A 20,680-nucleotide genomic window follows, 5' to 3' on the forward strand; every position below is an offset into this window, starting at 1 on the left:
TACGGAAGGAGCACGACCCTGCTGACCGTGGATTTCCAGCGGTTCCGCGTCACCCCCGGAGAACGGGTGCTGGACATGGGATGCGGCGCCGGACGGCACGCGTTCGAGCTGTACCGGCGCGGGGCGCACGTCGTCGCCTTCGACCTGGACGCCGACGAACTGGCCGGGGTGGAGAAGATGTTCGGCGCGATGCGCCTGGCGGGCGAGGCGCCCGAGGGCGCCACCGCGCGGACCGTCCAGGGCGACGCCCTCGACATGCCCTTCCCCGACGACCACTTCGACAAGATCATCGCGTCGGAGGTGCTGGAGCACATCCCCGACGACATGCGCGCCATGCGCGAGCTGCTGCGGGTGCTCAAGCCCGGCGGGCACCTGGCCGTCACGGTGCCGGCGTGGCTGCCCGAGCGGATCTGCTGGGCGCTGTCGGAGGACTACCACACCGCTCCCGGCGGGCACGTGCGCATCTACACCCGCGCCGAGCTGGAGGCCAAGCTGAAGGCCACCGGTTTCCGGGTGCACGGCCACCACCACGCGCACGGCCTGCACTCCCCCTACTGGTGGATCAAGTGCGCGGTGGGCGTGAACAACGACGACCACCCGCTGGCCAAGGCCTACCACCAGCTGCTGGTGTGGGACATCATGAAGCGGCCGCTGCCGACCCGGCTGGCCGAGCGCGTGCTGAACCCGCTGATCGGCAAGAGCGTCGTCGTCTACTTCACCAAGCCCGCCGACCAGGGCTCCGCGGCGGCGGACGGTGCGCGAGGCGGCGCCGGCAGGGTCTCCGGCGAGGACGCCGGTCGGGAGACCGCCGATGCCGTCTGAGGCCGTCCCGTCGGTGCCCGGCGTGGTGACCGCCGACGACATCGTCGCGACCGCGCGCAGCATCGTCGCCCAGCAGGAGCCGTCCGGCGCCATCCCCTGGTTCGCGCCGCTGGACGGCGTGCCCGGCCACGTCGACGCCTGGAACCACGTCGAGGCCGCCATGGCGCTCACCGTGGCCGGGCTGCGCGAGCACGCGCGGCTGGCCTACGAGTGGCTGCGCGGCGCGCAGCGGCCGGACGGGTCCTGGCCCGCCAAGTGGGTGCTGGGCGAGATCACCGAGCCGGGCGGCGAGTCCAACCACGCCGCCTATCTGGCGGTCGGGGTCTGGCACGAGCTGCTGGTGACCGGCGACGAGGACTTCGCCCGGCACATGTGGCCCACGGTGCGCGCCGGCGTCGAGTTCGCCCTCGGCCTGCAGACGCGGCGCGGGGAGATCCGCTGGATGCGCGACCCGGACGGCCGCGCCGCCGGCGAGGCGCTGCTGACCGGCTGCTCGTCGATCTACCAGTCGCTGCGCTGCGCGGTGGCCCTCGCCGAGCACCTGGGCGAGCCGCAGCCGGACTGGGAGCTGGCCGCCGACCAGCTCGGCCATGTGGTGGCCGAGCATCCGGAGGCGTTCGCCGACAAGCGCCGCTGGTCGATGGACTGGTACTACCCGGTGCTGGGCGGCCCGGTGCGCGGGGAGGCCGCCGCGCGCCGCCTGGCCGAGGGCTGGGACACGTTCGTGGTGCCGGGGCTGGGCTGCCGCTGCGTGTCCGACCAGCCGTGGGTGACCGCGGCCGAGAGCTGCGAGCTGGTGATGGCGCTGGACGCGGCGGGCCAGCGGGACCGGGCGCTGGAGCTGTTCGCCACCGTCCAGCACCTGCGGCACGAGGACGGCTCGTACTGGACGGGCTGGCAGTTCGAGAACCGGCGGCACTTCCCCGGGGACCGTTCCACCTACACGGCCGCCGCGGTGATCCTTGCGGCCGACGTGCTGGCGGACGCCACCCCGGGCGCCCGCCTGTTCAAGGAGATCGCCGGGCGCCGGCTCGGGCCGTCCGCGGCCGCCGACCCCGTCGCCTGCGGCTGCGCCCTCGTCGGCGTCTGAACCGCGCGCGGGCCCCGGGAAGGCCGCCGGGGAGGGCCTACGGTGCGGCGAGCGGGTCGCGGTCGTCCACGCGCTCCAGCACGCGCAGCGAGCCGACGGCGCGCCGTTCGACGAACGCGCCGTTGTTCAGCGCCCGCAGGTAGATGTGCTGGTAGGGGGCCTGCCCGCCGTCCACCGGGTCGGGGAACACGTCGTGGACGACCAGCGCGCCGCCGACCATCACCCACGGCGCCCAGCCCTCGTAATCGGCGCGGGCGTGCTCCTCGGCGTGCCCGCCGTCGATGAACGCCAGCGCCAGCGGGGTGCGCCACAGCCGCGCCACCGTGCGGGACGCGCCCACGACGGCCACCACGTGGTCCTCCAGGCCCGCCGCGCCGATCGTCTTGCGGAACGTCGGCAGCGTGTCCATACGGCCGGTCTCCGGATCGACCAGCGACGGGTCGTGGTACTCCCAGCCCGCCTGGTTCTCCTCCGAGCCGTGGTGGTGGTCCACGGTCACCACCACGGCTCCGGTGCGGCGCGCGGCCGCGCCGAGGTAGATGGCGGACTTGCCGCAGTAGCTGCCGACCTCCAGCAGCGGCCCGCGGCCGCCGAGGCGCGCGCCGTACTCCAGCGCCGTCTCGTACAGCGCCTGCCCTTCGGGCTCGGGCATGAAGCCCTTGGCGTTCAGCGCGGCGCGCAGCAGGTCGGGGGGCATGGGCTCGTAGGCGGTGTCCGCGGGCGTCCGGGCGGCGGGCGGGGCCGGTTCGGCGGGGGTCCCCGCGCCGGTGGACGCCAGGGTGTCGGTCATCGGTGCCTTCTTCCGTGGTCGGTCGGCGGCCATGGGGGCGGCGCCCGGGTCTGCCGCGCACTCTATCCGGGCGGCGGCCCGGCCGGGCATCCGCCTTGTGACGTCTTAGTGAAACGTGTTCTACTTCGGTTATGGGGCAGCGGACGGCGGCGCGCCCCGGCCGCCTCGGGCGCCGGCCGGGACGACCGGGCCGCGCCGCGCAGCGGGCCGCACACCGCCCGCCTTTGACACGACCCGCCTCCCGACATCCCCGGAGAGCACGGAGTCCGCCCCACCCGTGACCAAACCGAATGACGTTCGCTATGTTGGCAGCCGGACCTTCCGGAGGATGATGGAAGGCGGCGGCCGGCGCGACCCCGCACCCGGGCCGCCGCTAGAACGTGTTCGCGTGCCCGTACCGGGGATCCGCGAGCCCACCGGGAAGTGAACGGAGAAGGCGATGCGCGTACGAGTCGACCCCCTGGTCTGCGAGGCCAACGCCGTGTGCGTGGGCCTGGCTCCCGAGGTCTTCGACCTGACCGACGACGACGAGCTGCAGATCCTGCTGCCCGACGTCCCGGCCGAGCACGCCGACCGCGTCCGGCACGCGGTGCGGTCGTGTCCCAAGGCCGCGCTCACCCTCGACGAGTGATCCCGGCCGTCCACCATCCTCCCTCCCCCACCCCTTTCCGCGACCCGCGCGCCCCGCGCGGCGTCCGATCCCCTCAGTGGAGGCAGCCATGGCACGTGCCGCGGTACTGCACGCGGTCGGCGACACCGAACTCGACCTGCGCGACGACGTGACCGCCGTCGCCCCCGGTCCCGACCAGGTGAAGGTCCACCTCAAGGCGACCGGCGTCTGCCACTCCGACCTGTCCACCATGACCGGCGTGCTGCCCGTCGTGCCGCCGGCCGTGCTCGGCCACGAGGGCGCCGGGGTCGTCGCCGAGGTCGGCGAGCACGTCACCCACGTCAAGCCCGGCGACCACGTGGTGGTCAACTGGACGCCCGACTGCGGCACCTGCCCCGACTGCCTGCGCGGGCAGCCGTACCTGTGCATGACGTTCATGGCGCAGTCGTTCAGCGATCCGCACTTCCGCATCGGCGCCGACACCCCCGCGTTCGGCATGGCGGGCTGCGGCACCTGGGCGGAGGAGATGACGGTGCCCCGGCAGGGCGTCGTCAAGATCGCCGACGACGTGCCGTTCGAGTACGCCGCGCTGCTCGGCTGCGGCATCCCCACCGGCGTGGGCGCGGTGGTCAACACCGCGCGGGTGCGGCCCGGGTCCAAGGTCGCCGTGGTCGGCGCGGGCGGCGTGGGCCTGGCGGTCATCCAGGGCGCCAAGATCGCCGGCGCGTCCACCATCCTGTCGGTCGACCCCAACGAGGCCAAGCACCCGGTCGCCAAGCAGTTCGGCGCGACGCACGTCGCCACGCTGGACGGCCTGGACGAGACCAAGAACCTGCTGACCGGCGGCGCCGGGTTCGACTACGTCTTCGAGGTGGTCGGCAAGGCCGCGGCCATCACCACCGCCTGGAACCTCGCCCGGCGCGGCGGCGACGTCATCGTGGTCGGCGCGGGCGCGGCCGACGACAACGTCCAGCTGAGCGCGTTCGCGCTGCTGTTCGACGGCAAGAACCTCAAGGCGTCGCTGTACGGCGGCTGCGACCTCAAGCACGACATCCCGATGTTCGTCGACCTGTGGCGGGCCGGGCGCCTGGACATCGACGGGCTGATCTCCCGGCGCATCCGCTTCGAGGACCTCAACGACGCCGTGCGGGCGCTGCGCAACGGTGAGGTGATCCGCCAGGTGGTGCTGTTCGACTGAGCCGCGGCGGGACCCCGCCGTTCACCCAAGATCATCCGGGTTGTTCGGCAACCGCTTTTTCCCCGCCGACAACGCATGTCATCCTTTGTCGTGCACGGCGCCCGCCGGTGAGCGGCGGGCGCCGAACGCACCACCGAGAACACGCGCGTCAGTCGAGCATGGAGCGTGGGTGACCTACGTCGGACGGGGACGCGGACGCCGCCCCTCAGCGCCAAGGACCCTTCTCACGGGAGCGGTGCTCGCCCTGCCCGTCCTCGCGGTGCCGACCTCCCAGGCGGCACCGCCCGAGGGTGCGGGGGTCTCCGCGCACGAGGCCGCGCGGGGCGCGCCGGGCGCGCAGAGCACCCCTGACGGCGCCGCGCGCACCGGAGCGGGCGGCACCGCGCCGTCCACCGCCGCGGGCGCCCGGCAGATCCGCATCCACGACATCCAGGGCGCCGGGCACGTGTCGCCGATGAAGGGGGCGCGGGTGACGGGCGTGCGCGGCGTCGTCACGACCGTCACCGCCACCGGCTTTTGGATGCAGGACCCGCGGCCCGACCGCGACGACGCCACGTCCGAGGGCATCTTCGTCTACACGCGCAACCGGCCGTCGGTGGCCGTGGCCGACGCCGTGCGCGTCGACGGCAAGGTCAGCGAGTTCCGCCCCGGCGGGAAGGCGTCGGCGACCCTGGGCCGCACCGAGATCGACGCGACCGCCACCGCGGTGGAGGCCCGCGGCGTGCAGCTGCCCGCGCCGGTGGTGCTGGGCCCGAAGGGCCGCAGGCCGCCGGGCCAGGTGGTGGACGACGACGGCCGCGGCCTGCCCATCAACGTCGAGACCCGGGGCTCGTTCGACCCGACCCGGGACGCCCTGGACTTCTACGAGACGCTGGAGGGCCTGCGCGTCCGCGTGCAGGACGCGGTGGCCGTCGGCCCCACCAGCGGCGGCCAGATCCCCGTGCTGCCCGCGGGCGGCGCGGGGGCGGGTCCGCGCACCGCGCGCGGCGGCATCGTCGCGGCGGTCGGCGACGCCAACCCCGAGCGGATCTTCCTCGACGACGCGCTGGCCCCGCTGCCCCCCGTGAACGTCGGCGACCGGCTGCCCGGCGCCGTCGACGGCGTGCTCGACTACGGCTACGGCGTCTACACGCTGCTGCCGACCGCGACACCGCGCACCGCAAGCGGCGGGCTGCGGCGCGAGACGACGCGTCCGCAGCGCTCCGGCGAGCTGGCCGTGGCGACGCTGACCGTGGACGGCCTCGACCCGAGCGCATCGCGCGAGCGGTTCCGCGCCGTGGCCGCCGACATCGTGGACGGCCTGCGCTCGCCCGACCTGATCGCGGTGTCCGGGGTGCGGGACAACAGCGGCCCCGACGACGACGGCACGGTCTCCGCCGACCAGACCGTGGCCGAGCTGATCACGGCGATCAGCGAGGCGGGCGGCCCCAACTACGACTGGCGGTCGGTGGCGCCGCGCGACAACGCCGACGGCGGCGAGAAGGGCGCCAACGACCACGTGGGCTTCCTGTTCCGCACCGACCGGGGGCTGAGCTTCGTCGACCGGGCGGCCGGCGGCTCCGGCGACGGCCTGGACCCGGCCGTGTCGCCCGGCGGCCCCGACCTGACCCGCACGTCGGTGCGCGCGCTCGCCGTGGGAGGGCAGGCCCGGCTCAGCCTCAGTCCCGGCCGCGTCGCGCCCACCGACCCGGTGTGGAGCAACGCGCGCAAGCCGCTGGCCGGTGAGATCACCTGGCGGGGGCGGCGGATCATCGTCGTGGCCAACGACTGGTACCCCAAGAGCAGCGACGACCAGCCCGAGTTCGGCCGCATCCAGCCGCCGCGCCGGCCCAGCGAGTGGCGCCGCGCCGCACAGGCGAAGGTGGTGGCGCGGTTCGTCCGGTCGGTGCGCGCCGTGGACGGCGACGCCGACGTCATCGTCACCGGCAGCCTCAACGAGACCGAGTTCTCCGACTCGGTGCGCGAGCTCACCCGGCAGACGGGGCTGCGCGACCTGACCGACGAGCTGCCCCGCGCCGAGCGGTACACGAGCGTGTCGGCCGGGAACTCGCAGGCCCTCGACCACATCATGCTCAGCCCGTCGCTGGCGCGCCGCAAGCACGAGTACGACGTGGTGCACCGGCGCTCGGAGTTCGCAGGCCCCTCCGCCGGCGAGCGCGACCCGGCCGTCGTCCGCATCGACATGTCGTCCACCGGGACCGCCGCTTCCTCGGGCACGGCTTCCCGCCAGTAGGCGGCGAGCACACGAGCCGAGGGCCCGCGCGGGCCGCGGCGGGAGCGCGGTGGCCCGTCTCAGGGCACGAGACGGCACGCAGAGGGCCGCCGCCGGCCCCGGCGCGCCTACGGTGGGATGCGCCGCCGCGCACGCGGCAGGCGCCCGCCGAGGCGGGCCCTCACCTTCGCCCGGAACGCATGCAGGCTGCGGCCGTCGGCCCGCCACCGTCTGCGAATCGCCTCAGCCGGTTTCGCCGACGCGTGTGCGCGCCGCAATCGCGTGGCGGCCGTCCCCAGTGGCAGAAGCCATCCGGCGGGCCGGGGAACCGGCCGCGGGCGATGGTCGGCGTGCGCTGCCCGTGGGCCGCCGACCATCGCGCGCCACCCGGAGTATCGCCGTCGGCGACGCATCCGCTACATCCGCGTTTTCCGGTTCGACCGAATACAGCGGTCTTTTCGTCCGATAACCGGCGCGCCGGGAGCGCCGGGTCATGCGGACATTGCCCCAGCGTTCAGACATTCGTTGCGTTTCAGTCATAGACCGCCCATGGCCCGAGGGGTTACGTTCCGGGCATGAGCAAAGCTGGATGCAGTTGTGGACACGGCAGCGGATGCTCCTGCCCGAAGGGCTGCGCCTGCGGGTGCAACGGCTGAGCCGCCGACTTCCGTAACCGAACCGCTACCCCGAACGAGACCGCTCCTGGGCGTGGACGCCGGTCACGGGGCAGTCGTCCGCCACAGAGTGGGCGTCTCCCCCCGGTGGTCGGCGTCCACGCCCACGGCGAGCACGTCCCCGCCCACCGCGGCCAGCGCGGTGAGCCGCTGGTCCCCCGGCCCGTCCAGGCCGGTGCCGCGCGTTGGGACGCGCCGCCACGTCACCCCGTCCGCCGAGGCCCACATGACAGCGTCCTGTGCGCCGTTGCGGCCGACCGCGCCGGCCACCACGAACCCCTTGGGCGTCACCGCGGCCGAGGTGAGCTCCGACGCCTCCTCGGCTCCCGCGGGCACGCTCGTGCGCCACGTGCGGCCGCCGTCGGACGACACCCCGATGAACCCCAGCCACCGCGCGGGCCGGCCCGCGGTCTGCGGCGTGGTGCCCCAGCCGAGCGCGACGAGGACGTCGCCGCGCGCCACGATCTGGTGGAACGCCCCCGATGCGACCCCGGACGGCAGCGGCGGCGGCGCGACGGCCGACCACTTCACGCCGTCCTGGGACGTCCACACCGCGGGCCGGTAGGAGACGGGCTTAGCGGGCTTGCGGCCGCTGCCCGCGGCCGTCGGACGGCCTCCGACGGCCACATAGCCCTTGGAGACGGCCGTGACGTCCCGCATCCACGTGCGGCCGTCCAGATCGCCCTTGCCCGCGTTCGAGCCGCGCTTCCAGCTCTTGAGGTCGGTGGAACGCCACGCGGCGGCCTTCCCCCCGGACGTGCCGACGACGACGTAGCCGGACGGCCCGGACGTGACGCCGTCCACCATGTTGCCCCGCGCACCGGGGAACGGGGTCTTGCGCCACGTCACCCCGTCCGCGGACCCGGCCACCAGGGGCGTCACCTTCCCGTCGGGGGCGGTGACGCGTCCGACGGCGAGCCACCCCTTGGCGCCGTAGACGACGTCGCCGAACCGCTGCCGCGGCTGGCGCGGCCCGCCGACCGCCTTGCCTGCGCGCAGGTCGGGCGTCTGCGCGCGCGCCCAGGAACCGGGGGTCGCCGCGGGCGCGCTCCACACCGCCCCGCCGCCGCCCGTGCTGCCCACGGCGACGACGCGCCCCGCCCCCACGCTCATGGACGTGACGGCGCGTTCGGGGCGGATCGCACCCGGCACCTTGGCCAGGTCCACCACGTTCACCGGACGGGCCGCCGCCTCGCCCGACAGCGCCAGGTACGGGTCGTCACCCCGGCGCCCGGTGATGACGGCGGCGGCGCCCGCCGCGACCGTCAGCCCGCTGACGGTGAGCCCCGAACCGGGGGCGGCGGCCATGGCCCCCACGTCGCCGCCGGGCCGCCAGGTGCGCCCGTCGCCGCTGCGCAGCACCGTGCCCGCGCCGCCCTTGCCGCGTACCAGGACCGCCAGGCCGGTGGACGACCCCGCCAGCCGCGCCACTCCCCCGTACGACGGCACCGACACCTGCCCGGCCGGCGCCCACGTGCGCCCGTCCGCCGAGAAGAACACCACGCCGTAGCGGGTGGTGGTGCGGCGCTTCTTCGCCTTGGTCACGCGTCGGCCCTCACGGGCGACGTACACGCCGCCGGGGCCGGACGCCAGCCCGATGGTCGCCCCGTAGGAGCCCTGCGCCTGCGGCACGGTCACCGGGGTCCACGTGCGCCCGCCGTCGGCCGTCAGCCACAGCCCCTCGCCGCGCTGCGTGACGGTCTGCTTCCTGCGCTTGCCCTTCCGGGTGACGGTCTTGGTGACCTTCCGGGAGAACCAGCCGTGCGCCACCAGGGCGCCGTTGCCGGTCGCCGCCACCCTGTCAAGTCCGGTGATCTCGCCGCCCGCCGGGCGGTCGACGCGCTGCCAGGACCGGCCGTCCGCCGAGGTCCACAGCACGGCCCGCTGGTCGCCCCGGAACGTGCCGCTCGGCGAGTTCGCGCCCACGGCCGCGAACCCGGCGGACGTGCGGACCAGCGCGTTGATCCGGTCGCCCGGACGGAACGCCGCGCTCGCGTTCGCCGCCTCGCGCGTCCAGACGCGGCCGTCCCGGCTGGTCCACACGGCCACGCCTGCGGTCGCGGCGGCCGCGCCGGCCTGCGAGGCGGCCTGCCCCAGCGCGGCCCACCGTCCCGAGCCGCCCGCGATGTGCCGGGGCTGGTCGCCGGGCGCCGGCTCGCCGCCGCCCGCGGCCTTCACCTGAGCCAGCCGCCAGCTCCGCCCCGCGTCGCCGGAGAACAGGAACTGCGCGCGCTCCCGGCCCTCGGCGCCGTCGCCCGCCTTCTCGTTCCCGACGGCCACGACGGTGCCGCCGGACGCCGCCACGGCCGACAGCTCCTGCACCAGGCCGTCCGTCCCGGCCGCCGGGTCGGTGGCGAACAGGCGGTCGGCCGCGATGGCCGCGGGCGCCGCCTGCCCCGGCTCGTCGTCGCCGTTCCCGGTCGCGTACACGCCCGCCGCCACGACGGCCACGACGACGGCCGCGGCCCCGGCGCCCACCAGCCGCCTGCGCCCGCGCGCCGCCGCGACCGGGGCCGTGCTCGGCGCCTCCGCCGCCTTCGCCCGCGTCTTCGGCCCGGTCTGCGCCTTCGCCTTCGTCTGCGGCTTCGGCCCTGCCTGCGCCTTCGCCTTTGTCTGTGTCTTCGGCTGCGTCTTCGGCTGCGATTCGGTCTTCGGCTTGGCAGCCGCCTTCGGCTTGGCGGCCGCGGCTGCCTTCTGCCCTGCCTTCGGCTTGGGACCGCTCTTCGGCTTGGGGCCGGTCTTCGACTTCGCCTGCGGCGCGGCCTTCGGCTTGGCGGCGGCCTTGTCCTTGGGTACCGCCTTGGAGGCTGTCTTGTCCTTGGAGGCGGTCTTGGAGTCCGCCTTGGCCTTGGCCGCGGCCTTGGGCTGCGTCTTGGGCTTGGCGGCGGCCTTGGATGCGCCCTTCGGCTTCGCCGCGGCCACGGGCTTGGCGGCGGCCTCGGCCCGCGGCTTCGGCTCGCTCTTCGCCGTCGGCTCGCTCTTCGCCGTCGGCTCGCTCTTCGCCGTCGGCTCGCTCTTCGACTTCGGCTCGGCCTCCGCCTTCGATGCCGCCTTCGATGCCGACTTCGGCGCCGCCTTCGGCTTGGACTTAACCTTCGGGGCGGCGGCCGCCGACTCGGCGGGCCTGCCCGGCTTCGGGTCGGCGGCGGGCTCGGCGGCGGGCTCGGCGGCTTTGTCCGCGTCCGGCCAGGGCACGCCCGCGCGGCGCCAGGCCTCCTCGGCGCGCTGCCAGGGGGACGGGACGTTCTTGGCGCGCCCGCCCCTGCCCCGGGACGGACGGCCGCCGGACACGGGCGTCTCGCCGAGCGTGTCGGGGGCGCTGAAGGCCAGCCGCTGCCGGATCCGGCGGGAGGCCCCCGCACCGGACAGATCGGGCCCCGGGGAAGGATCCGTCCCCGCCTGTGGCCGGGCACTGTCCTGCTCAGGGGTCTGTGCCGTCACTCCCGCTCCTTCACGCGCGCAGCGGTCCCGCAGGACCCGTCGGTGCCGACTCGGCGATGGAACACCATCCAACCGCGTCACATCAGTCTCTGTACCGACAACCGCCGGATCGCCGGTCAAAGGTATCGCGGAGCGTTTATATCGCCTCAGGCCAGGCGAAGTTGATCTTTTGCCTCGATCGCCCCTTTGTAGGCGATGCCGTGCACCTGCACGACGGGAGCGTCCAGGTCGGCGGCGGCCCCGTGCACGTCGGCGGACACGCCCAGCCCGCTGATCTCCAGCCGCACGTTCGGCGGGACGACGATGTCGACGTTCGACTTGTAGGCGACCACCCGCACGACGGTGACCGGCGAGGACAGCTCGGCCGACCGCAGGTCGAGCAGGCATCCGCCCTTGTAGACCACGACGGTGTACCGCTCGGGCAGGCGCCAGCGCCCGGTGCGGCGCACGCTGCTCTTGTAGGCCATCTGCCAGCGTCCGGCCAGGCCCGTGCGCGGCGCGGGGACGACGCGGGCCCGCGGGGCGGCCGCGGCCGTGCCGTCCGGCGCGGTCCGGCCGGTGCCGGGCAGGTCGGCGGTGAGGCGGTCGAGATCGGCGTAGGTGCGGGCGGCCAGAACCAGGTCGATGCGCTCGTCGAGCTCGGCCTCGGTCAGCCTCCCCTCGGCGAAGGCGGTGTGCAGGCGGACGAGGCGTTCGTCGCGGTCGCGGTCGGAGGCGCGCTGAGACGACCCGGCCGGTGGCGCGGGCCGCGGCCGCTGCTCGACAGTCATGGCATCTCCCCTTCGCGTCCTTGCGCGGCGCCGCGCCGGACGCCTGCCCCAGCGCCCGGAGGGACGGCGCCGCCGCCGAGCCTGCACCCTCCCGCCGCCGGAGGGTCAAGGCGAGTCGACCTTGGCCGAATAAACGAGATACATCGTAACTCGACTTCGCTCGCCGGGCGAGAGATATCGGGGTGGACGCGTGCCCTGCACCCGTCCGCGCGGACGGTCCGTTACATTCGCGATACGTCAGGTGATCAAGAAGGCCCGGTACTCGGGGAAGGGGCGTGTCCCGTGGTGAACTCGGTCGGCCGCGCGTTCGGCCCGTACACCCTCTACGACCTGGACGCCATGCCCGAGGACGGCGGGCGCCGCTACGAGCTGGCGGACGGCTGGCTGACCGAGCTGCCCGGCGACGTGTGGCACGACCACGCCGCCGCCCGGCTGCGCGACATCCTCAAGGACGCCGCCGGGCTGGCCGGCGCGGACGTGCACGTGGCGGGCGCGCCGCAGGATGTCATCACGCCGCGCGGCGTGCGCAAGCCCGACGTGTTCGTGGTCGGCCGGGAGGTGGCCCGCGCCGCGCTGGAGCGCCGCAGCCGCGCCTACTACGGCCCCGACCTGCTGCTGGTCGCCGAGGTCGTCACGCCGCGCACCGGCAGCGAGCGAATCGACCGGTGCGCGAAGGTCGCCGAGTACGCCGCCGCCGGCATCCCGCACTACTGGATCGTCGATCTGGAGCCGCGGCCCGCGGTGACGCTGCTGGAGCTGACCGCCCCGGCGCGGGGCGGCGCGGTGTACCGCACGCACGCCCGCGTGAGGGCGGGCGAGGAGCTGGTGGTCGAACGCCCGTTTCCCGTCGGTTTCGACCCGGCCCGGCTGTCGGAGATGGAGTGAAGCCGTCCGGGGCGCGGACGTGCCGCAGGCGCCGGCCCCGGCGGGGACGCGGGCGGGCCGCCCGTCCCGCCGGGGCCGGAAAGGCGCCGGTGAGCCGCGCGGCGGCGGCCGGCGCGGCCGCGGTTCAGTGGGTGAGCGCGCCCGGGTCCCGGCGGCTGCTCATCGACCGCATGATGTGCTCCACCAGCGTGATCAGCACCTGCTTGGCCGACTCGCGGTCGCGCACGTCGCAGTCGATGACCGGCACGTACGACGGCAGGTCCAGGGCGTCGCGCACCTGCTCGGGCGAGTGCCGCGCGGCGCCCTCGAAGCGGTTGACCCCGATGATGAACGGGACGCCGCGGCGTTCGAAGTAGTCCACCGAGGCGAAGCAGTCGGCCAGCCGCCGGGTGTCGACGAGCACCACCGCGCCCAGGGCGCCCTTGGCCAGCTCGTCCCACATGAACCAGAACCGGTCCTGGCCCGGCGTGCCGAACACGAACAGCACCAGGCCGTTGGGCAGCGTGATGCGCCCGAAGTCCATGGCCACCGTCGTGGTCGTCTTGTCCTGGACGGCGGTGGTGTCGTCGATCCCGATGCTCTTTTCGGTGAGCGCCTCCTCGGTGCGCAGCGGCCGGATCTCGCTCACCGCGCTCACCAGCGTGGTCTTGCCGACTCCGAACCCGCCGGCCACCAGGATCTTGACGGTCAGCGCGGAATCGCCCGGCGGCGGGCCCGCGTCAGAGCGCACGGATTCCATCGATCACTTCCTTGAGTACGCGCTCGCTGGGGAACTGGGCCACCGGCGCGGGTCGGCGGACCTGGATCAGCGAGCGGTCGAGCAGGTCGCCGAGCAGGACCCGGACGACCCCGAGGGGGAGTTCCAGTTCCGACGCTATCTCGACAACCGACAGCGGGGTGTGGCAAAGTGCCAAGATCATTTCATGTTCCGGCTCCGGTGCCCACTGGGACGCTCCCGATCCGGCCGGGACCTGCTCTGCGGCGTCGCCGTCCGCGGCGAGCCCGGCCGCCGCCTGCTCGTCGGTGACGATCAGCGCGACCAGGTCGAACTGCTCGGCGAGCTGGTGGTCCGTGCGGCCCCCGGTGAGCGCATACGGGCGCACCACGGGCCCGTTCGACTCGTCGTGCCAGACCGGCGGCCGGCGCCCCGCGGCGCCGGAGCCGGTGGAATGCGGGCCCGCCATGTCACGCGCCACCTGGTTCGGAGCCCACCCGCGGGTCGGCCGACAGATGCTGCCCGACCCGCGTGACCAGCATCGCCATCTCGTAGGCGATGACGCCGAGGTCGGCGCCCGCGTCGGCGAGCACCGCCAGGCAGGCGCCCTGCCCGGCGGCGGTGACGAACAGGAACGCCGACTCCATCTCCACGATCGTCTGCCGCACCGGACCGCCGCCGAAGCTCTCCCCGGCGCCGCGGGCGAGGCTCTGGAAGCTGGCCGCCACCGCGGACAGGTGGTCGGACTGCTCGGCGTCCAGCCCGCTGGAGGAGGCGATGCGCAGGCCGTCGCTGGACAGCACGACCGCGTTCTGCACCTTCGCCACCCGTTGGACCAGGTTGTCGAGCAGCCAGCTCAGCTCACCGCCGGGTCCGCCCGCAGTGTCCGTGCCGGCCTGCTGGGATTCTGTCATCGGCTGTCGTCCTCCTGGGCTCGGGGGGATTGGGCTGGGGGCGGCGGGGCGCCGTCCCGCTCCGCCTCCCGGCGGCCGCGTTCCCAACCGCGCTGCATCGCCGACAGCATCGTGCGCAGGCTGTCGGGCGAGCGCTGCGGGTCCGCGGCGGCCGGACCGGCGGCGGCGGGCTCGGCGGGCGGGGCGTCCGCCTGCGGGGCGGGCGGAGCGGGCAGGGGGCCGGTGCCGGCGGGCGGGGCGCCGTCGTCCGGGGGACGCAGCCCGGCGGCGGCCAGGTCGGCGTCCACCTTCTCGCGCAGCTGGGGCACCAGGTGCGTCTGGCGCCTGCGGCGCGGCAGCCCGTCCTCGGTCAGGAGCGGCTCCTGGTCCGCCGCGGGCGGCCGCCGCTCCTCGGCGGATGCCCCGGTGGCGGGGGACGTGTCTTCTGCGGACGCCCCCGCGGCGGGGGGCGCCTCGTCGGAGGGGGGCGCCTCATCGGCGGGAGGCCCGCCGACGGGCGGACGTCCCGTGCGGCGCCGCCGCGGCAGCTCGTCCGTCGCCGCGTCGCCGGCCGCGGGCTGCAGCGCGGGCGGCGCCGGCTTGTCGGACCGCTCGGACGGCGCCGGCGACTCGGACCTCGCGGACGGTCCGGCCACCAGCCGCATGACGCCCTGCTGCCCGGACGCGGCGGCCGGCGCCGAGGCGGGCGCCGCGACCACCACGGGCTGCGGCAGCACCCGCCGGTCCTGCTCGCCCTCGGACTGCCGGACGGGCGGGTCCTCGGGCTCGACGATCAGCGACGACGGCAGCAGCACGATCGCCGTCGTCCCGCCGTACGGGGAGGGGCGCAGCGTGACCTGGATGTCGTGGCGGTGGGCCAGGCGCGCCACCACGAACAGGCCGAGGCGGGCGCTGTCGGCGGGGTCGAACTCCGGCGGGTCGGCCAGCCGCTCGTTGGCCAGCCGCACCGCCTCGGCGGACATGCCGAGCCCCCGGTCCTCGACCTCGATGGCGAAGCCGCTGGCCACCGGGTGCCCGCTGACCCGCACGGGCGACTGCGGCGGGGAGAACGTGGTGGCGTTCTCCACGATCTCGGCCAGCAGGTGCACCACGTCGGCGACGGCGGATCCGGCCAGCGCCAGCCGGGGCAGCGGCTGCACCCGGACCCGCGGGTAGTCCTCCACCTCGGCGACCGCGCCGCGCACCACGTCCACCAGCGGCACCGGGCGGCGCCAGCCGCGGCCGGACGGGCGGCCGGCCAGGATGACCAGGCCCTCGGCGTGCCGCCGCATGCGGGTGGCCAGGTGGTCCAGGCGGAACAGGTCGGCCAGCTCGGCGGGGTCCTCGGTGCGGTGCTCCATCTCGTCCAGCAGGCTGAGCTGGCGGTGCAGCAGCGCCTGGTTGCGGCGGGCCAGGTTGACGAACACCTCGTTGAGGCCGCGCCGGGCGTCGACCTCGGCGGCGGCGGCCAGCAGGACCGCCTCCCGGGCGCGCGCGAACGACTGGGAGATCTGCCGGATCTCGTCGATCCGGTAGTCGTCCTCGGGCTCCTCGTCGGCGGTGCGGAGCGGCCGTCCGGCGCGCGCGTCCTCGGCGAGCTGGGGCAGCCGCCGCTTGGTGAAGTCGACGACGCGGGCGGTCAGCGTGCGGCACTCGCGCAGCAGCCGCCGCGACACGCGCGCCGCGACCACCAGGGAGAGCACCAGCGCGAGCAGGCCGAGGCCGCCGGCGGCGGCGAGCCGGGCGAACACGCCGACGGCGATGCCGCGGGCCCGGTGGGTGACGCCGTCCAGCACCTGGTTCTCGAAGCCGTAGAGGCGGTCGAGGACGGGCTCGGCGGCCGCGTTCCAGTCCACCGCGCCGACGGGCGGCGTCATGTGCGCGGCGGAGTCGGCCGCGGCGCCGGTGCGCGCCGTGCGGGCCGTGGTCTCGGTGCGGCCGGCCGTACGCGCACCGGTGCGCGCGGTCGGTTCGGCCGCGTGCATGATCCGCTCCTCCAGGTTGCGCAGCCGGGAGAACTGCGGCATGGCGACCAGCCGGTCGTAGCGGCCCCGGTCGGCGGCGGTCAGGCCCGGTACCGCGTCGGCGTAGGTGTACCGCTGGACGCCGGCGAGCTGGGCGAACAGGGCGCGTTCGGCGGCGGTCAGGCGGCCCGCCGCCAGCACGCCGGTGATCAGGGCGTCCTCGCGGGCCAGGTACTCGCGGGCGCGGGTGAGCTGCAGCAGGGCGCGGGCCTCGGCGGCGATGCGCGGGTCCTCGGGGGTGACGGCCCCGTAGACGCCGAACGCGGCGTCGATGACCTCCGAGTAGTCGGTCAGGATCCGGGTGCGGTCGGCGCCGCGCTGGTCGACCAGGCGGCGGATGCCGTCCAGCTCGCCCAGCTCCCGCAGCAGCCCGTCCAGGCGCGCGCGGACGGGGGGTTCGAGCGTGTCGCCGGCCTCCGGGTCCTTCCTGTAACGCTCCACGGTCGCCCGGGCCCCGTCGGTGGCCCGGCGCTGGGCGGTCAGCTCGGACTGCCGGGCCGCGGAGCGGGCGCCCAGGACGGCCAGCGACAGGCGGCGCTCCTTCTGCAGCGCGTCGACCAGCCGCTGGGTGGGCAGCAGCGTCCGGTTCTGGAACCGGTCGCTGTCCAGCAGGGCCTTGGCGTCACCGAAACTGATCGTGGTGAGGTAGCCCCACAGCGCGACCAGCGACAGCAGCGGCACGAGGAGCATCAACGCGATCCTCGACCGGATGGAGGTGAAACGCCGGGCCCTCACGGTCGGCACACCGGGCGCGCGTGGGCGGTCGAGGGCAGCCGGGGGGACGACATGCTGGTGAACCTCCCGAATGCGGGTTCTGCGGGGGTTTGCCGGAGCCTACTATGGCGGCCCGGCATTGCCGATCTTCGGGGCGGCGCGCCGTGACGGGCCGAACGCCGAAAGTCAGGCCCGGTGGGCGCACGAAGGCGCGCCCCGCCGCACCGGCCGCCTGGCCGGTGCGTTCGGGACGGCGGGACGGCCCGCCCGCGGGCCACCGGGCATCCCCTCAGGCGAACCTCGGATCGACCTGCATGTGCGTGCCCACCCGCTTGATCAGCACGGCCATCTCGTAGGCGATCAGGCCGGCGTCGGCCTCGGCCTCGGCGAGCACGGCCAGGCAGGAGCCGTCGCCCGCGGCGGTCACGAACAGCAGGACGTGGTCCATCTCGATGATGGTCTGGCGGACGTTTCCGCCGCCGAAGTGCCGTCCGGCGCCCCGGGCCAGGCTCTGCACGCCGGCGGCGAGCGCCGCGAGGTGCTCGGCATCCTCGCGGGCCAGTTCACGGGAGGCGGCGACAGCGAGGCCGTCCCTCGACAGCAGCACCGCCTGCCGGACCGCCGGCACACGCTCGGCGAAGTCGTTGACCAGCCAGTTCAGCTCACCGGTCGCGGTGTTGTGCGTCATCTTTCCCTCGTCGGTCGGCAGGCTCCCGGCGTCCGCGTCGGCCGTTTTCGGACGCGTCCCCGGCCCCTGAAAGCGCCGCAGACATTACCAGCCGCTATGCGGCATTTCCACGGATTCGCCATTTGGCACGCCGACGGACGCCCACCCCATCTCCCGACACAGATGTCTTATTTGCGTAATTAGTCCGAATTGACGCTCGGTGTCGCGCGGTCGAAGCGCAGGTCGCGGGCGTCCGTGCGGCCGGGCCCGGTGCTGTGCCATGATGCCCTGAAACGCCGAGCCGTCCGCGTGCGACGGCCGACGGCGTTACGATTCCCGCCGTGAGTCCCGAAACCCAGGCATCCGAGGCACTTCCGTCGAGACGCCGCCGCACGCCCCGCGGCGGCCGCCACCGGGGTACCGAATCCTTCGTGCTCCCCCCGGGCGCGCCCCCGCTCGTCCTGGCCGTCCCCGGTTCCGCCGCGGGCGGAGGCGGCGCGATCGCGGCCGAGCTGGCCGTGCTGGTGGAGACCGAGCAGACCGGGCAGCCTGCTCTGGTCGGCCACCTGGAGGGCGAGGAGAAGTCGCTGCGCTCGGTCCTCGCGGGCGTGCGCCGGCAGCGCCCCGAGGAGCCCGCCGCGGTGGTGGTGCCGCTGCTGACCGGCCCGCACCCCCAGGTCGACCCCCTGCTGCGCGAGGCGGTGGCGTCCGCGCCCGCGCCCGTCCTGCTCGCCGAGCCGCTCGGCCCGCACCCGCAGATCGCCGCGGCGCTGCACGAGCGGCTGGCCGAGGCCGGGCTGGCCCGCGCCGACCGCATCCGGATGATGAGCATGGTGACGGCCGCCAGCGGCTTCCTCGTCGTCACGCCCGGCGAGCAGCCCGCGCTGCGGCAGGCCGAGGTGACCAGCGTGCTGCTGGCCTCCCGGCTGGCCGCCCCGGTGTTCACCGCCCTGCTGGACGACCCCGCGGGCATCGACGCCGCCGTCCGGCAGCTGCGCGACGCGGGCGCCAACCGGCTGGCGCTGGCCCCGTACATCATCAACGGCGAGCCCTACCGGGAGGCCATCGCGAACGCGGCCGCCCGCGCCGGCGCCCAGTACGCCGCCCCGATCGGCGCCCACCCGGCCCTGGCGGAGCTGGCCGCCCTGCGCTACACCGAGGCCATGGAGCGGGCCCTCACCGCCCTCGAGCGCCGCTGACGGCACGCGCCGTCCGCTCGCGGCGAGCGGCCCCCGGGGGCCGAGCCACCCCGCCATGCCGCCGTGCCCGAGCGCCCAGACGACCCCGCCATCGACCCGCCGCCACCGTCCGCCGCCCGAGACGGCCCGGCACCGGACAGCGCGCGGCGTGCCGTCCCATCAGGACGGCACGCCCACGACGCGGTCAGCGGTTCTTGAAGTCGGGAGGGCGTTTCTCCAGGGTGGCGGCCATGCCCTCGGCCAGGTCCTCGGTGAAGAACGCCAGCGTCTGCACACCGGTCTCGGCCGCCAGCTGGGCGCGCAGTCCGGGGGCGTCCAGGGACATGTTGAGCAGTTCCTTGGTGCGGCGCAGCCCGTAGGGGGACTTGGCGAGCAGCTCGTCGGCCAGCGCCAGCGCGGCCTTCAGGTCCGCGCCCTGCTCGGTCACCTCCGTGACCAGGCCCAGCTCGGCCGCCTCCGTCACGTCCAGCCGCCGCCCCCGGTAGAAGATCTCGGCCGCGCGGGCCGGGCCGACCAACCGCGGCAGCAGCCACGACAGCCCGCAGTCGCCCGCCGACAGGCCGAGGTCCACGAACGGCACGACGAACCTGGTGGTCGGGTCGGCCACTCGCAGGTCGCAGGCGAGCGCCCAGGACACCCCCATGCCCGCCACCGGGCCGTGCAGCGCCGCGATCACCGGCTGCGGGATCTCCCGCAGCCGCGCGGTCACCTCGCCGCCCCGGGCGATGCTCCGGTAGATCCGCTGCGGGCGCCCCTCGGTCGCGGCCCCGTCGGCGGCATCACCGGCGGCGTCGGTGTCGCCGGCGCCGCCGCCGCGCAGGTCCATGCCCGCCGAGAAGCCGCGTCCCTCGCCGGTGAGCACGACCACCCGGGTCTCGGCGTCGCGCATCAGCTCGTTGAGGACGTCGACCATCTCCTCGGTGAGCGCGGCGGTGACCGCGTTCAGCCGCTCCGGGCGGGACAGGGTGATCACCAGCACCCCGTCCCGCCGCTCGAGTTTCAGATCACCCATGTCCGGCGCGCGGTCAGGAGCCCAGGTGCTGGATCAGCGGGGCCATCTGCTCGCCCGGGTTCTTCGGCACGATGTACGGCTCCTGGGCGTTGATCGCCTCCCAGTTGTCGCGGATCGCCTCCACCGACAGGGCGTCCTTGGTGCCCCAGCCCGGCCCCTCGGCCACGAACACCCGGGCCACCCGGCCGCCGCCGACGGTGTAGACCTCGCCGCTGACCGGGACGCTCTCGTGCACCAGGTAGGCCACCAGCGGGGTGACCTTGTCCACGCCGAGCTTCTCGGCGGAGTCGGGGGGCAGCAGGTCCTCGGTCATCCGGGTCCATGCGACCGGGGCGATCGCGTTGGCCTTGATGTCGTACTTGGCGCCCTCGTGGGCGAGGGTCCGGGTGAACCCGACCAGGCCCATCTTGGCGGTGGCGTAGTTGGCCTGCCCGAAGTTGCCGAACAGCCCGGCGGGCGAGGAGGTGTTGACGATGCGGCCGTAGCCGTTCTCCCGCAGGTGCGGCCAGGCCGCCTTGGTGACCAGGAACGAGCCGCGCAGGTGCACGGCGATCACCGCGTCGAACTCCTCGACGGTCATGTTCTTGAACGACCGGTCGCGCAGGATGCCCGCGTTGTTGATGACGATGTCGACCTTGCCGAACGCCTCCAGCGCCGCGCCCACCACGGCCTCGGCGCCCTCGGGCGTGGCCACGTTGTCGGGGCTGGCCACGGCCTCGCCGCCGTTCTTTGTGATCTCCTCGACGACCTCCTGCGCCGGACCGGCGGAGGCGCCGACGCCGGAGCGGTCCCCGCCCAGGTCGTTGACGACCACCTTGGCGCCGCGCGCGGCCAGTTCCAGCGCATGCTGACGCCCGAGACCGTGGCCCGCTCCGGTGACGACCGCGACCCGGCCGTCGTAGCGCAGTTCCGACATCCCGCTCTCCTCACATCGCACCGAACACGTCGACGGGTGGTCGACGGG

Annotated in this window: 17 protein-coding genes; 7 read left to right on the plus strand and 10 right to left on the minus strand. The window is 75.0% G+C overall.

Translation table 11 applies throughout. The annotated features are described in order from the left end of the window. Positions 1-18 precede the first annotated feature (18 nt). Both QSK22_RS24535 and QSK22_RS24540 read left to right on the plus strand, forming a co-directional pair. A complete protein-coding gene (locus QSK22_RS24535) occupies positions 19-822 on the plus strand; it encodes a class I SAM-dependent methyltransferase (RefSeq protein WP_285496767.1) in 804 nt (267 codons plus the stop codon). After that, positions 812-1,912, plus strand: a complete 1,101-nt coding sequence (locus QSK22_RS24540) for a prenyltransferase (protein ID WP_285496711.1) — start codon at positions 812-814, stop codon at positions 1,910-1,912. The genes QSK22_RS24535 and QSK22_RS24540 overlap by 11 nt, the downstream gene beginning before the upstream one ends. Positions 1,913-1,949: 37 nt before the next feature. On the opposite strand, the gene QSK22_RS24545 is transcribed toward QSK22_RS24540, so the two are convergent. After that, complete coding sequence (locus tag QSK22_RS24545) at positions 1,950-2,609, minus strand: class I SAM-dependent methyltransferase (RefSeq protein ID WP_285496768.1); 660 nt, start codon at positions 2,607-2,609, stop codon at positions 1,950-1,952. 532 nt (positions 2,610-3,141) lie between these two features. On the opposite strand from QSK22_RS24545, the gene QSK22_RS24550 reads away from it, so the two are divergent. From QSK22_RS24550 to QSK22_RS24560, 3 genes are all read left to right on the plus strand, one after another. Then, on the plus strand, positions 3,142-3,333 hold the full coding sequence (locus tag QSK22_RS24550; RefSeq protein ID WP_285496712.1) for a ferredoxin: 192 nt from the start codon (positions 3,142-3,144) through the stop codon (positions 3,331-3,333). 88 nt (positions 3,334-3,421) lie between these two features. After that, complete coding sequence (locus tag QSK22_RS24555) at positions 3,422-4,510, plus strand: Zn-dependent alcohol dehydrogenase (protein WP_285496714.1); 1,089 nt, start codon at positions 3,422-3,424, stop codon at positions 4,508-4,510. Between the two features lie 235 nt (positions 4,511-4,745). Beyond that, positions 4,746-6,743 (plus strand): DUF8508 domain-containing protein, encoded by a 1,998-nt coding sequence (locus QSK22_RS24560; RefSeq protein ID WP_285496715.1) that lies wholly within the window; start codon positions 4,746-4,748, stop codon positions 6,741-6,743. Between the two features lie 698 nt (positions 6,744-7,441). Here the strand turns inward: QSK22_RS24560 and QSK22_RS24565 are convergent. Both QSK22_RS24565 and QSK22_RS24570 read right to left on the minus strand, forming a co-directional pair. Next, positions 7,442-10,837, minus strand: a complete 3,396-nt coding sequence (locus QSK22_RS24565) for a beta propeller repeat protein (RefSeq protein ID WP_285496716.1) — start codon at positions 10,835-10,837, stop codon at positions 7,442-7,444. Positions 10,838-10,983: 146 nt separating this feature from the next. Further along, positions 10,984-11,607, minus strand: a complete 624-nt coding sequence (locus tag QSK22_RS24570) for a DUF1707 SHOCT-like domain-containing protein (protein ID WP_285496717.1) — start codon at positions 11,605-11,607, stop codon at positions 10,984-10,986. Between the two features lie 282 nt (positions 11,608-11,889). On the opposite strand from QSK22_RS24570, the gene QSK22_RS24575 reads away from it, so the two are divergent. Continuing rightward, positions 11,890-12,492, plus strand: a complete 603-nt coding sequence (locus QSK22_RS24575; protein WP_285496718.1) for a Uma2 family endonuclease — start codon at positions 11,890-11,892, stop codon at positions 12,490-12,492. Between the two features lie 124 nt (positions 12,493-12,616). Here the strand turns inward: QSK22_RS24575 and QSK22_RS24580 are convergent, their stop codons facing one another. The 5 genes from QSK22_RS24580 to QSK22_RS24600 form a co-directional block, all read right to left on the minus strand. After that, entirely contained in the window at positions 12,617-13,231 is a 615-nt protein-coding gene (locus QSK22_RS24580) for a GTP-binding protein (protein ID WP_285496719.1), read from the minus strand. After that, entirely contained in the window at positions 13,212-13,676 is a 465-nt protein-coding gene (locus tag QSK22_RS24585; RefSeq protein WP_285496720.1) for a DUF742 domain-containing protein, read from the minus strand. The genes QSK22_RS24580 and QSK22_RS24585 overlap by 20 nt, the downstream gene beginning before the upstream one ends. A 1-nt stretch (position 13,677) precedes the next feature. Then, a complete protein-coding gene (locus QSK22_RS24590) occupies positions 13,678-14,121 on the minus strand; it encodes a roadblock/LC7 domain-containing protein (RefSeq protein WP_285496721.1) in 444 nt (147 codons plus the stop codon). Beyond that, on the minus strand, positions 14,118-16,814 hold the full coding sequence (locus QSK22_RS24595) for a nitrate- and nitrite sensing domain-containing protein (RefSeq protein ID WP_285496722.1): 2,697 nt from the start codon (positions 16,812-16,814) through the stop codon (positions 14,118-14,120). The genes QSK22_RS24590 and QSK22_RS24595 overlap by 4 nt, the downstream gene beginning before the upstream one ends. Before the next feature lie 313 nt (positions 16,815-17,127). Further along, positions 17,128-17,526, minus strand: a complete 399-nt coding sequence (locus QSK22_RS24600; protein ID WP_285496723.1) for a roadblock/LC7 domain-containing protein — start codon at positions 17,524-17,526, stop codon at positions 17,128-17,130. 410 nt (positions 17,527-17,936) lie between these two features. On the opposite strand from QSK22_RS24600, the gene QSK22_RS24605 reads away from it, so the two are divergent. Next, entirely contained in the window at positions 17,937-18,704 is a 768-nt protein-coding gene (locus tag QSK22_RS24605; protein WP_285496724.1) for a sirohydrochlorin chelatase, read from the plus strand. 184 nt (positions 18,705-18,888) lie between these two features. On the opposite strand, the gene QSK22_RS24610 is transcribed toward QSK22_RS24605, so the two are convergent. Further along, positions 18,889-19,716: an enoyl-CoA hydratase/isomerase family protein gene (locus QSK22_RS24610; RefSeq protein WP_285496725.1), complete on the minus strand. Its 828-nt coding sequence runs from the start codon at positions 19,714-19,716 to the stop codon at positions 18,889-18,891. Between the two features lie 13 nt (positions 19,717-19,729). Then, on the minus strand, positions 19,730-20,632 hold the full coding sequence (locus QSK22_RS24615) for an SDR family oxidoreductase (protein ID WP_285496727.1): 903 nt from the start codon (positions 20,630-20,632) through the stop codon (positions 19,730-19,732). Positions 20,633-20,680: the final 48 nt, after the last annotated feature.

It is taken from the genome of Actinomadura sp. NBRC 104425, assembly GCF_030269545.1.
GTDB classification, from domain to species: Bacteria; Actinomycetota; Actinomycetes; order Streptosporangiales; family Streptosporangiaceae; genus Spirillospora; species Spirillospora keratinilytica.